The following is an 11,848-nucleotide window of genomic DNA, read 5'->3' as shown; positions in this document are numbered from 1 at the left end:
GCTCAGGCCTCCGTGCTGATGAAGATGTTCTTGGTTTCGGTGAAGGCGGCGAGTGCGTCGGGGCCGAGTTCGCGGCCCAGTCCGGACTGTTTGTAGCCGCCGAAGGGCGTGGCGTAGCGGACGCTGGAGTGCGAGTTGACCGAGAGGTTTCCGGCCCGCAGGCCCTGACCGACCCGCAGGGCACGGGCCACGTCACGCGTCCAGATCGATCCGGCCAGACCGTAGTCGGTCGCGTTCGCCAGCCGTACGGCGTCCGCCTCGTCGTCGAAGGGCAGCACCACGGCGACCGGGCCGAAGACCTCGTCGACGGCCACCGGGGCGTCCGGCGACACCCCGGCGAGGACGGTCGGCGGGTACCAGAACCCCGGGCCGTCCGGCGCCGAGCCGAGGATCGTCCGTACGCCGTCGGGCAGGTCTTCCACGAACGCGCTCACGCGCTCCCGCTGGACGGCCGAGATCAGCGGACCCATCTGGGTCTTCTCGTCCGACGGGTCGCCGACCACCACGGCGGCGACGGCCGGTGCCAGCAGGTCGAGGAAGCGGTCGTAGGCCGGGCGCTCGACCAGGATGCGGGTCCGGGCGCAGCAGTCCTGGCCGGCGTTGTCCAGGAAGGACATCGGGGCAGCGGCCGCCGCGGCCTCCAGATCGGCGTCGGCGAAGACCACGTTCGGGCTCTTGCCGCCGAGTTCCAGGGTGAGGCGCTTCACGCGTTCGGCGCAGCGGGTCATGATGTGCTTGCCGGTGCGGGTGGAGCCGGTGAAGACGATCTTGGCCACGCCGGGGTGCTCCACCAGGGCACTGCCGGCCACCGGCCCCTCGCCCGGCAGCACCTGGAACAGTCCGCCGGGCAGCCCGGCCTCCAGGGCCAGTTCCGCCAGGCGCAGCGCGGTCAGCGGTGTGGTCTCGGCGGGCTTGAGCAGGACGGCGTTGCCGGCGGCGAGCGCCGGAGCCGCGCCCCAGGCGGCGATCGGCATCGGGAAGTTCCAGGGGGCGATGACACCGATGACGCCGAGGGGTTCCAGGACGGTGAAGTCGATGCCGCCGGCGACCGGGATCTGGCGGCCCAGCAGGCGTTCGACACCGCCCGCGCAGTAGTCGAGGAGGTCGCGCACATTGCCCGCCTCCCAGCGGGCGTTGCCGATGGTGTGACCGGCCTCGCGGACCTCCGACAGGGCCAGTTCCTCGATGTGCTCGTCGACGACGGCGGCGAACCGGCGGAGCAGCCGGGCGCGGTCGGCGGGTGCCGCCGCGGCCCAGACGCGCTGGGCGGTGGCGGCGCGGGCGACGGCCGCGTCGACGTCGGCGGCGGTGGCGGCCGGGACGGTGGCGATGACCTCGGCGGTGGCCGGGTCCAGGACGTCCAGGCTGTGCGGTGCGGGCTGGTGGGACACGTACGGGCCTCGATCGGGAGTGGGGGACGGGACGGAGGTCACAGGCGCTCGAAGGAGCGTCGCAGCTCCCAGTCGGTCACGGCGGCGTCGTAGGCGGCGAGTTCGACACGCGCCATGTTCAGATAGTGCGCGACGACCTCCTCGCCGAACGCCTCCTTGGCGATGGGGCTCGCCTCCCACAGGTCGGCGGCCTCGCGCAGGGTGGTCGGCACCTGCTCGTACTCGGAGGTATAGGCGTTGCCCGTGCAGGCCTCCGGCAGAGCCAGCTCGTGCTCCACGCCGTACAGCCCCGCGGCGACCAGTCCGGCGGTGGCGAGATACGGATTGACGTCGCCGCCGGGCAGCCGGTTCTCGAAGCGCCGGGAGCGGCCGTGGCCGACCACGCGCAGCGAGCAGGTGCGGTTGTCGTGGCCCCAGGCGACGGCGGTCGGCGCGAAGGAGCCGGGCTGGAACCGCTTGTAGGAGTTGATGTTCGGCGCGTACAGCAGGGAGAAGTCGCGCAGGGCGGCGAGCTGCCCGGCGAGGAAGTGCCGCATCAGGTCCGACATGGCGTCCGGGCCGTCACCCGCCATCGCGTTGTCACCGTTGTCGTCGGTGAGCGAGAGGTGGATGTGACAGGAGTTGCCTTCGCGCTCGTCGTACTTGGCCATGAAGGTGAGCGAGACGCCCTCCTGCGCGGCGATCTCCTTGGCGCCCGTCTTGTAGACGGCGTGCTGGTCGCAGGTGACCAGCGCCTCGTCGTAGCGGAACGCGATCTCGTGCTGGCCGAGATTGCACTCGCCCTTGGCCGACTCCACGGTCAGCCCGGCCGCCTGCATCTCGTTGCGGATCCGGCGCAGCAGCGGCTCGACGCGGCCGGTGCCGAGGATGGAGTAGTCGATGTTGTACTGATTGGCCGGGGTCAGTCCGCGGTAGTCGCGGTCCCAGGCCTCCTCGTAGCTGTCCTTGAAGACGATGAACTCCAGCTCCGTGCCCACCTGGGCCCGGTAGCCGAGGCCGGCCAGCCGGTCCAGCTGCCGGCGCAGGACCTGGCGCGGTGCGGCGACGACCGGGCTGCCGTCGTTCCAGGCGAGATCCGCGACGAGCAGCGCGGTGCCCTCGTGCCAGGGCAGCAGGCGCAGGGTGGCGAGGTCCGGGAGCATGGCGAAGTCGCCGTAGCCGCGCTCCCAGGAGGACATCGCGTAGCCGTCGACGGTGTTCATGTCGGTGTCCACGGCCAGCAGGTAGTTGCAGCCCTCGCTACCGTGCTCCAGAACCTCGTCGAGGAAGAACCCGGCGGCGAACCGCTTGCCCTGGAGCCGGCCCTGCATATCGGGAAAGGCCAGGACGACGGTGTCGATGGACCCGCTGGCGACGAGTGAGCGCAGCTCCTCGACGGCGAGCGGGGGTGTGCGGTCTGCCACGGGATTCCTCCTTGGGTGCACCGAGAGCCATAAGGTATGGCAGGGGACCATTGCTTGGGAAGAGGGTCCGCTCGGTGGTGGCGAATCGGCTTCGGCGAGGTGCCCGGCGTACCCGTCGCAAGCGCGGCGCACATCCGTAACCACTGCTTAACGCTGTTTGATGCGTGCCTCTTGTGTTTCCCCTGGCGTTCCACAAAGGTGTGCTGGTGAACCTTTGATGAAGGCCCGCTTCGCCTCCCACGCCTCGACGCAGCGCCGTCGACCCACATCTGGAGCGCCCCATGGCCCAGGGAACCGACACCCCCACCAGCCCACCCGGCGGCACGGCCGGCGCGGTCACCGGTACGGACGAGTACCTGCACCGTCGCACCCTGCGCCGGGGCAGCGCGGGCTGGCTCCTGCTGACCGGACTCGGCGTCGCGTACGTCGTCTCCGGCGACTACTCCGGCTGGAACATCGGCCTGTCCAAGGGCGGCTTCGGAGGACTCGCCGCGGCCACCGTGCTGATGGGGCTGATGTACGCGTGCCTGGTCTTCGCGCTGGCGGAACTCTCCGCCATCCTGCCCACCGCCGGCGGCGGCTACGGCTTCGCGCGCCGTGCCCTCGGCACCTGGGGCGGCTTCCTGACCGGTACGGCCATCCTCATCGAGTACATCCTCGCCCCCGCCGCCATCTCGCTGTTCATCGGTGACTACGTGGAATCCCTCGGCCTGTTCGGACTCACCTCCGGCCGGCCCGTCCACCTCGCCTGCTTCGCCGTCTTCATCGGCATCCACCTCTGGGGCGTCGGCGAGGCGCTGCGGTTCAGCCTGATCGTGACCGCCGTCGCCGTGGCCGCTCTGCTCGTCTTCGCCATCGGCGCGTTCACCGACTTCGACGCGGCCCGTCTCGACGACATCCCGGTGGACACCGGCGCGTTCGGCTCCTCGTCCTGGCTGCCCTTCGGGCTGCTCGGCATCTGGGCCGCCTTCCCCTTCGGCATGTGGTTCTTCCTGGGCGTCGAAGGCGTGCCGCTCGCCGCCGAGGAGGCCAAGGACCCGGTCAGGTCGATGCCGAGGGCGCTCGCCATTTCGCTGACCGTGCTGGTGGGGCTGGCGGTGCTCACCTTCCTCTCCGCCACCGGCGCCCAGGGCGCGAAGGCAATCCAGGAAGCGGGCAACCCCCTCGTGGTCGCGCTGGAGGGAAGCGGCGGTCCCACCGGCCTGAGCCGCTTCGTCAACTACGCGGGCCTGGCAGGTCTGGTGGCCTCGTTCTTCTCGCTGATCTTCGCCGGATCCCGCCAGCTGTTCGCACTCTCCCGGGCCGGCTACCTGCCGCGCTTCCTCTCGCTGACCAACCGCCGCAAGTCCCCCTACCTCGGCCTGCTGATTTCCGGCGCGATCGGCTTCGCGCTGGCCGCCTGGATCGGCAACGGCGGCCGGATGCTGAACGTCGCCGTCTTCGGCGCCACCATCAGCTACGCGCTGATGGCGCTCTCCCACATCGTGCTGCGCCGCCGCGAACCACACCTCGAACGTCCCTACCGCACGCCCGGTGGCGCGCTCACCTCGTCCGTGGCATTCGTACTGGCATGCTCGGCACTGGTGGCGACCTTCCTGGTGGACCGCGACGCGGCGTTCATCGCTCTCGGTGTGTACGTGGTGGCGCTGGCCTACTTCGCCTTCTACAGCCGTCACCGCCTCGTCGCGAGCGCCCCGGAGGAGGAGTTCGCCGCCCTGGCGGCGGCCGAGGCCGAACTGTCGCGGGACTGAACGGGACCGCGACGTACGGGCGTTGTACGTACACCCGCCCCTGCCGCACCCGTACGCGACAGGGGCCGCACCACGACCGAGCAGCGAACGAACCGGAGGAGGGGGCCATGACCCGGCCCGTCATCGGCATCAGCACCTACCAGGAACCGGCCCGGTGGGGCGTGTGGGAAATGCCGGCCGCCCTGTTGCCCGCCTCCTACCCGCGCCTGGTGCGGGCGGCCGGCGGCCTGGCGGTGATGCTGCCGCCGGACGACACCGCCGACGCGGCCCGGGAGGCCGTGGCGGCGCTGGACGGCGTGGTGATCGCGGGCGGCGCCGACGTCGAACCGGCACGCTACGGCGAGTCGCCCGACCCCCGCACCGGTGCGCCCGCACGCGCCCGCGACGCGTGGGAACTCGCCCTGATCGAGGCGGCGATCGACCGGCACGTCCCGCTGCTGGGCATCTGCCGGGGCATGCAGCTGCTCAACGTCGCTCGCGGCGGCACCCTGCACCAGCACCTGGACGGGCACACCGGAGGCACCGGAGTCTTCGGCGAACACACCGTCACACCCGTTCCGGGCACGGTGTACGCGGCGGCCGTCGCCGAGCAGAGCAGGGTGCCCACCTACCACCACCAGGCCGTGGACCGCCTGGGCTCCGGCCTCACGGCAAGCGCGCACGCGTCGGACGGCACCGTGGAGGCCGTGGAACTCACCGACCACGAGAGCCTGGTGCTGGGCGTCCAGTGGCACCCCGAAATGGGCGACGACATCCGGGTCATGACCGCTCTCGTGAACGCGGCGGCCCGGCGAAGCTCCGCCACCCGGACGGGCGCGCCCGTGCCGTAGCCGCCGGACGCCGGGCGGGGCGGCGCCGCCGGGACGGGCGGGCCCGGCCGCTCTCTTGTCATCGGCCTTTGCCTGCACATAAGTTGGGCGCTTGCGACGTGTCCTACTGCCAGTGGGGGAGCCAAGTCATGGCCGCGAACGGACGGCACCGCAGATATCAGCCCAGCCGGATCAACCGTGCCTCGCTCACGGTCACCGCGGGCGGTGCGGGCATTGCGCTCCCGCTCATCGCAGCGGCTTCGGCGGGCGCCGCGTCGGCGGATGTCTGGGAGAAGGTCGCCGCCTGCGAGTCCACCGGCAACTGGCACATCAACAGCGGCAACGGCTACTTCGGCGGGCTGCAGTTCACCCGGTCGACCTGGGCGGCCTACGGAGGCACGGTCTACGCCCCGCGCGCCGACCTGGCCACCAGGGACGAGCAGATCTCCATCGCCGAGAAGGTGCTCGACGCGCAGGGGCCGGGCGCGTGGCCGGGCTGCTCGACGAGGGCGGGGCTGACCAGTGGCGGGGGCGCCGCCGACATCGCCCCGCAGTCGCAGCGGACCAGTCACGTGCAGGCCCCTGGCAAGGCCGCCTCCGGCAAGGCCGCCTCCGGCAAGACCGCCTCCGGCAAGCCGGCGACGAAGCGGACGTCCACCCCCGCCACCCCGACCACCGTGCCCGGCAAGCGTGCGTCGTACACCGTGGCACGCGGCGACTCGCTCTCCGCGATCGCGGCGACCGAGCGCCTCCGGGGCGGCTGGCAGCACCTCTACGCACAGAACCGCGAGGTCGTGGGGGATGACCCCGACCTCATCCTTCCCGGGCAGCGCCTGAGCCTGGACACGGCCCGGTCGCCGAGGACGGCGCCCCGCACGGGCACGCCCGCGCAGGCGAAGCCGAAGGCCGAACCGAAGCCCCGGAAGGCCGCCGAACCGAAGCAGCGACCGGCCGCGGCGCAGCACCAGGCGGCGAAGCCCCACCACGACACCGCGAAGCCGAAGCCGCACCCCAAGAAGACCGAGAGCCACCGGCCGAAGGAGCGGACGGAGAAGCACTCCGGTCTCGTCGCACCCGTGGCGGCCGGCATCGGCACCCCGTACCACCAGGCCGGTTCCTGGGCCAGCGGCTATCACACCGGGGTCGACTTCCCCGTCCCGACCGGCACGTCGATCAGGGCGGTGGCCTCCGGCACGGTCGTCTCGGCGGGCTGGGGCGGGGCGTACGGCTACCAGGTCGTCATCCGGCACAGCGACGGCAAGTACAGCCAGTACGCGCATCTGTCCGCCCTGCACGTGCGTGAAGGCCGGCATGTCTCCGCGGGCCAGCGGATCGCGCGCTCGGGCGCCACCGGGAATGTCACGGGCCCGCACCTGCACTTCGAGGTCCGCACCGGCCCCGGCTACGGATCGGATGTCGACCCGCTGGCCTACCTCAGGGCGGGCGGCGTCAGCGTCTGAACCGCTCCCTGGCGTTCGGCCGCGTCATCGGGATCGGCGGGCCCGGCGGACGGGCGGCCCCGCCGCTCCGTGCCGCTGGAGGACGACGGACCCGGCCCGAACGCCACCCGGCCCAGGCGCTCCAGCGGCATGAGCACGGGCAGCGGACGCGCCGCGGAGGACGTTCCGGGGACCGCTTCGACGGTCCCGGCAGGCATCGGGGCCACGGGTGCCGAAGAGGCGGGCACCGACGGGGTGGCCGCCGGGGCGGCGGGCGTCGAGGGGACGGGGCCGGGAAGCCCGGCGACCCCGGGTGCCCGAGCAGGTTCGGCGGCGCCCTCGGCACCGGGTTCCGCGCCCTCGCTCTCCTCGCCCTCGGCGTCCGTTCCGTCCACCGGAGCCCCTGGGAGCCCGCTGCCCGTTGCCTGTGCGGCGCGGTGCTCCGCGCCCAGGCGCTCCGTGGTGAGCAGTATCAGACCACCCGCGGCGACCACCGCGCAGGCCAGCGCGAGCATCGTTCCGGCCGTGCCGTGCCGGAACTGTTCGCCGAACATCGTGATGCCGACGATCGCGGCTATCACCGGGTTCACCACGGTCACCGTCGCCAGCGGCGCGGTCAGTCCGGCACCCCGGTACGCGGCCTGGGAGAGCAGCAGCCCGGCGGCCGCGAAACCGGTGATCGCCAGCAGCGCCGGCAGCTCTGCCGCCAGTGCGCCGGAGGCCCACCCCACCGCCACCGTCTTCACGAACACCGAGGCGATGCCGAACGCGATGCCCGCCGCTCCGGCCAGGACCACGCTCCGTACCACCGGTCGGCGCACGCCCGTGGAGATCAGGGCGAGCAGCGCGACCGCACCGAGCGCCACACCGGCGACCACCAGCTGATCCGAGCCGTTCAGGGAGTGGGACTCGGCGTTCCCCGTGAGCGCCAGCAGACCCGCCAGACCGACGGTGGCCATGATCGCGCCCCGCCATGCGGTGGCCCCCGCCCGCCGGCGCACGAAGAGCGCCGCCATCGGCAGGGCGAAGACGATGGTCAGCGCGCCGAGCGGCTGGACGAGACTGAGCGGACCGAAGGCCAACGCCACGACATGGAGCACCGCGCCCCCGCCGTTCAGCGCCACGGCGGCCCACCAGACACGGTTGCGCAGCGGTGCGAGCGAGCTGCCGTCGCCGGTCGTCGCCACGCGCTCCTGGACGATCGCCCCGGCCGCGTACGCGACCGCGGAGACCAGTGACAGCAGCACGGACAGCGCAAGGGAACTCATGTACACCACGATGTCCCTTCGACGCGGCTGCGTCGTCGTCCTTGAGGCGGCGATTCGGCGTACTGCTTTGGTAGTACGGCCGTAGTCCCGGTGTCCTCCTCCGGACGGTAGTCCTCCCTCCGGAGGACTCAAGAGCTCTCACCCCGCGGGTTACGGTGGACCGCGGGCCGTGGCATGCCGCAGTGCCCGCGCAGTCGGGGCCGACGGCCGGTTGCCGGGAAGGAGCACATGCGATGGACGAGTCCGCCACGGCCTCGGTGGGCGGATTCTTCGCGCTGCGCACCACCGCGCCGCCCGACGGGGCGCACCGCGCGCTGGCGCGGTTGTACGCGGGGGAGTCGACCCCGCTCACGGCCCGTATCGACACCGTCGCCGCCCGGTTGGGCACCTCCGAGCGCAGAGTGGCCGCCTCCGTCGCGCACTTGGGACTGGCCTCCCGTCTCTGGTCGGTCGCTCTCGGACCGGCGGCACTGACCGGCCGCTTTCCCGGTCTTGCGCCCGGCGCTCTTCACTGGGACCCGCAGCACCCGGCCCCCGACGATCTGTGGCTCGACGGTGCCGAATCGCTGCCCGGCACCGCCTGCCGGATCCGGGAAGTCGTCCAGTACGGCCACCTCGTACCCCTTGCCGAGGCGATCCACCGGGACGGCCCGCTGTCCGACCGGCTGCTGTGGGGCAACGCGGGGTCCGCACTGGCCGGAGCCCTGCGCCAACTCCTCGCCTGGGCACGTACGCACCGCCGCCCCGACGTGGCCGCGCGGGCCCGCGCACTGTCCGCCGAACTCTTCGACCACCCCGACCTCCGGAACACCGGCGCCCCGCACGACGCGGCGTTCCGCCGGCGCAGCTGCTGTCTGTACTACCGCGCACCGGCCGGCGGCCTGTGCGGTGACTGCGTCTTCGAGAGCGCCTGACACACCCCCGCCCTCCGGGCACCAGGCTTGCATCCCCCTTGGTTTGTCATGCACCTGGACACCGGCTCGGGTGTCGTGCTGTCATGCCAACTGCCGTTCCTTCCAACGTTGTACATCCTGTTGCAACGAGCCGCCACCCTTCCTCAGTCAGGAGGATCCGTGCGCATCAGAAAGAACCTGGTACTGCTTCTCGCCGCAGCTCTCGGCGCCGCCGGTCCGGCCGCCGTACCCACCGCATCGGCCGCCCCCGATCCCGCCGGTTCCGGCGAGGTACATGGTCTGAAGGGCGAGTACTACACCCAGTCCGCCCCCGGCGCCTTCGACTTCGGGCAGCTCAAGGCGACCGGATTCGACCCGGACATCGACTTCCCGACGCTGGAACCGCGGCTGGCGTCGGCCACCGGCCGGAGCGACGACGCCAGCATCCGGTGGACCGGAAAGATCGTGCCGGAGGAAACCGGCGCCCATCTCTTCTCGATGATCGGGGACAACGGCTTCCGGCTCTGGATCGACGGGAAGCCGGTCATCGACCACTGGGTCGACGACTGGGAGAAGGAACAGACCTCGCAGCCGGTCGAGTTGACCGCGGGCAGGGCGTACGACCTCAAGGTGGAGTTCTTCGAGCACGAGGGAGGATCCAACCTCCACCTGAAGTGGACCGAACCCGGTGGCAGCAAGGTTCCGGTGCCGCAGTCCGCCTTCCGGCTGCCCGACGGCATCGCGTACGACGGGGCCATCGCCGCCACCGTCCTCGCCGACGGCCGCACGCTCAAGCTGGACTTCGCGCAGAAGCTCGCACCCCTGCCCGCCGGGCTGGCGAACCACCTCGACGCCGTCATCGGGGGCGCCGAGTGGCCGCTCGGCGCCGTCGAGGCCGATCCCGCCGACCCGCGAAGCCTCACCGTCGCCCTCAAGGAACCCGTGGTCGGCAACAGGGCCGGGGACGCCAAGGGGCTCGCCGATGTCCGGTACGACGGCGCGGGGGCGCTGGCCGGGGAGGACGGAAAGGCCGTCGGGGCCTTCTGGTCCAGTGGGCCGAACCGCTCCACGCACCAGCTCCGCACCGAGTGGGCCGACGAGGTGGGGCCGCACAACGCGCTGCCCGAGTACCCGCGGCCCCAGCTGACCCGGGAGAACTGGCAGAACCTCAACGGCTCCTGGGAGTTCGCCACGGCGAAGGCGGGGGTGCGGCCCCCGGTCGGCAGGAAGCTCGGCGAGAGGATCCTCGTCCCGTATCCGGTCGAGTCGCAGCTCTCCGGGATCGAACGGCACGAGGACCGGATGTGGTACCGCCGCACCTTCACCGTGCCCAAGGACTGGAAGGTCGGCTCCGGCAAGCGGCTCCAGCTGAACTTCGGGGCCGTCGACTGGCGGTCCGAGGTGTACGTCAACGGCAGGCGGGTGGCCGAACACCAGGGTGGCTACGACAAGTTCGGCGCCGACATCACCGATGCGCTGAAGCCCGGCCGGACCCAGGAGCTCATCGTCGGGGTCTACGACCCCACCGATTCCGCGAACGGCGAGAACCCGCCGATGGGCAAGCAGCGCCTCGATCCGAGCGGCATCTGGTACACCCCGTCGTCCGGCATCTGGCAGACGGTGTGGATGGAGCCGGTCGCCGCCGACCACGCCGACTCACTGAAGATCACCCCGGATGTCCGGGGCGAGAAGGTCACCGTCGAGGTGCGCGGCGTACGGGACGGGGTGCCCGTCACGGCGACCGCGTACGACGGAAAGCGCAAGGTCGGACGTGTCGGCGGACGCACCGGCGCCGCGCTGGAGCTGCCCGTGCCGGAACCGCATCCGTGGTCCGCGGACGATCCGCATCTCTACCGGCTGGAGGTAGGCGTCGGATCGGACCGGGTCGGGAGCTACTTCGGGATGCGGTCGATCGCCGTCGAGAAGGTGAACGGCACCCCGCGCACCGTCCTCAACGGCAAGCCGGTCTTCCTGATGGCCACCCTCGACCAGGGATTCTGGCCCGACGGGCTGCACACCGCACCCACGGACGAAGCCCTCGCGTACGACCTGCGGATGCACAAGGCGATGGGCTTCAACTCCGTCCGCAAGCACATCAAGGTCGAGCCCGACCGCTGGTTCTACTGGGCGGACAGGCTGGGCCTGCTGGTCTGGCAGGACATGCCCGCGATGAACACCGTCGACCCCTCCACCGCCGCCCGCGCCGAGTACGAGCGCGAGATGAAGGAGATGATCGACGAACATTCCGGTCACCCGTCCGTCGTCATGTGGGTCACCTTCAACGAGGGCTGGGGCCAGTACGACCAGGCCCGCATCGCGGACCGGGCCAAGTCCTGGGACCCGACCCGGCCGGTGAACAACATGAGCGGGCTCAACTGCTGCGGCGCGGTGGACGGCGGCAACGGCGACATCGCCGACGCGCACGGCTACCCGAGCCCCGCGCTGCCGCGGCCCGACGGACAACGCGCCCTGGTCAGCGGTGAGTACGGAGGGCTGGGGCTGGCCGTACCCGGGCACGCCTGGGCCGTACAGCAGTCGTACATCGCGGTCGACCCGGCCACCTACACCGACGACTACCTGGCCAGGCTCGACGAGGTGCGAAGGCTTGCCTGCAAGGGAAGCAACGGCGCCGTCTACACCCAGATCTCGGACGTCGAGGGTGAGTTGAACGGGCTCCTCACCTACGACCGCCGGATCGTGAAGCCCGACGTCGAACGGATCCGGGCGGCGCAGGACGCACTCGTCCGCGATGCGTCGCAGCCGGTCGTGGCGGGGTGCCCCGCCGCCTGACCCGTGACACCGCCGCGGCCCGTCCCGTCCGCCCCGGGCCGGACCGCGGCGTTCGTGCCCGAACCCTTGACGCACCTCACCGGGGAACCAAGAATGATCGCGCT

Annotated in this window: 8 protein-coding genes; 5 read left to right on the top strand and 3 right to left on the bottom strand. The window is 71.7% G+C overall.

From position 1 onward, the window contains the following. Window positions 1-2: 2 nt before the first annotated feature. Window positions 3-1,391: an aldehyde dehydrogenase family protein gene (locus ACFV8T_RS23100; RefSeq protein ID WP_385330400.1), complete on the bottom strand. Its 1,389-nt coding sequence runs from the start codon at window positions 1,389-1,391 to the stop codon at window positions 3-5. 38 nt (window positions 1,392-1,429) lie between these two features. After that, window positions 1,430-2,794, bottom strand: coding sequence for a glutamine synthetase family protein (locus tag ACFV8T_RS23095; protein WP_385330398.1), 1,365 nt, complete (start codon window positions 2,792-2,794; stop codon window positions 1,430-1,432). A 281-nt stretch (window positions 2,795-3,075) separates the two neighbouring features. Between ACFV8T_RS23095 and eat the strand changes: the two genes are divergently transcribed. From eat to ACFV8T_RS23080, 3 genes are all read left to right on the top strand, one after another. Further along, window positions 3,076-4,545, top strand: coding sequence for an ethanolamine permease (gene eat, locus ACFV8T_RS23090; RefSeq protein WP_385330395.1), 1,470 nt, complete (start codon window positions 3,076-3,078; stop codon window positions 4,543-4,545). Between the two features lie 107 nt (window positions 4,546-4,652). Beyond that, window positions 4,653-5,375, top strand: coding sequence for a gamma-glutamyl-gamma-aminobutyrate hydrolase family protein (locus tag ACFV8T_RS23085; RefSeq protein ID WP_385330392.1), 723 nt, complete (start codon window positions 4,653-4,655; stop codon window positions 5,373-5,375). A 128-nt stretch (window positions 5,376-5,503) separates the two neighbouring features. Then, complete coding sequence (locus ACFV8T_RS23080; protein ID WP_385330389.1) at window positions 5,504-6,814, top strand: transglycosylase family protein; 1,311 nt, start codon at window positions 5,504-5,506, stop codon at window positions 6,812-6,814. On the opposite strand, the gene ACFV8T_RS23075 is transcribed toward ACFV8T_RS23080, so the two are convergent. Then, the gene (locus tag ACFV8T_RS23075) at window positions 6,784-8,070 is read right to left on the bottom strand and encodes a DMT family transporter (protein WP_385330386.1); all 1,287 of its coding nucleotides are present in this window, start codon (window positions 8,068-8,070) and stop codon (window positions 6,784-6,786) included. The genes ACFV8T_RS23080 and ACFV8T_RS23075 overlap by 31 nt on opposite strands. A gap of 224 nt (window positions 8,071-8,294) precedes the next feature. On the opposite strand from ACFV8T_RS23075, the gene ACFV8T_RS23070 reads away from it, so the two are divergent. Together ACFV8T_RS23070 and ACFV8T_RS23065 are read left to right on the top strand one after the other, a co-directional pair. Next, window positions 8,295-8,975: a (2Fe-2S)-binding protein gene (locus ACFV8T_RS23070; RefSeq protein WP_385330384.1), complete on the top strand. Its 681-nt coding sequence runs from the start codon at window positions 8,295-8,297 to the stop codon at window positions 8,973-8,975. A 159-nt stretch (window positions 8,976-9,134) separates the two neighbouring features. Then, window positions 9,135-11,744 carry a PA14 domain-containing protein gene (locus ACFV8T_RS23065; RefSeq protein WP_385330381.1) on the top strand — a complete coding sequence of 870 codons (2,610 nt, stop codon included), beginning with the start codon at window positions 9,135-9,137 and terminating at the stop codon, window positions 11,742-11,744. Window positions 11,745-11,848: the final 104 nt, after the last annotated feature.

The sequence above is a fragment of the Streptomyces sp. NPDC059832 genome (assembly GCF_042731715.1).
Lineage (GTDB): Bacteria > Actinomycetota > Actinomycetes > Streptomycetales > Streptomycetaceae > Streptomyces.
The sequence above is the reverse complement of the archived record's forward strand: the minus strand, read 5'-3'. Positions and strand labels throughout refer to the sequence as shown.